Below are 958 nucleotides of genomic sequence, written 5' to 3'. Positions count from 1 at the left end.
AGTTGAGGTAGTCGCGGGGGATTCCGGTGGTGTCGGGGGCGCCGGTGGCGCCGGGGGTGCGGGGGACGTCGGCGAGCGCGGCGCGGATACGGCGCAGGATCTCGGTACGGCCGGGGTTGTCGTCGGTCACGGCCGCTCGTCCTTTCCGCGCGGGGCGCCGTGCTCGGGGCGCGGCTCGCGGGGTTGTTCCGCGCGTGACTGGTCTGCGCGGGGTTGCTGGGCGCCCGGCTGCTCTGCGCGGGGTTGCCGTTCGCGCTGCTGCCACCAGCTGCGGAAGCTGCCGGTGGGCACGGCGGGCAGGTCGCGGGCGTCGCTCCACGCCTTCGCGGGGCCGGGCAGCGGCAGCCGCCGCGGGTGGAGCCGGCGGGTGGCGCCGGCCATGCGCCGGGTGGCGCGCCAGGCGCCCGGGTGGTCGAGGGCCCATCGTCCTGCGCGCATCGCGGCGCGCTCCGCGGCGTGCCCCTTGGCGGGCTTGATGGTGGTGCGTGTGCCGCGCAGGGTCACCGGGCCGCCCTGGACGACGCGTTCGCGGAGGTGGACGAGGATTTCGGGGATGTTGATGGCGACGGGGCAGACGTCGTAGCAGGCGCCGCAGAGGGTGGAGGCGTAGGGGAGGGAGGCGTCGAGGGGGGTGGTGGTGCCGCGTAGTTGGGGGGTGAGGATGGCGCCGATGGGGCCGGGGTAGGGGGAGCCGTAGGCGTGGCCGCCGGCGCGTTCGTAGACGGGGCAGACGTTGAGGCAGGCGGAGCAGCGGATGCAGCGGAGGGTTTGGCGTCCGGTGGGGTCGGCGAGGGTGTCGGTGCGGCCGTTGTCGAGGAGGATGAGGTGGAAGTTGGTGGGGCCGTCGTGGGGTGTGGTGCCGGTCCACATGGTGGTGTAGGGGTTCATGCGTTCGGCGGTGGAGGAGCGGGGGAGGGTTTGGAGGAGGGTGTCGAGGTCGTGGAAGGTGGGGATGGTC

The 958-nt window shown here is 74.4% G+C and carries 1 protein-coding gene; it reads right to left on the bottom strand.

Annotated features, from left to right (window positions below; all coding sequences use genetic code 11):
* Positions 1-126 precede the first annotated feature (126 nt).
* The coding region (locus AC3ERT_RS36525; protein WP_435179485.1) for a lactate utilisation protein LutB domain-containing protein at positions 127-958 on the bottom strand (832 nt) is incomplete at its 5' end.

The sequence above is a fragment of the Actinacidiphila sp. bgisy145 genome (assembly GCF_057708125.1).
This window is presented reverse-complemented; position numbering and strand designations above follow the sequence as displayed.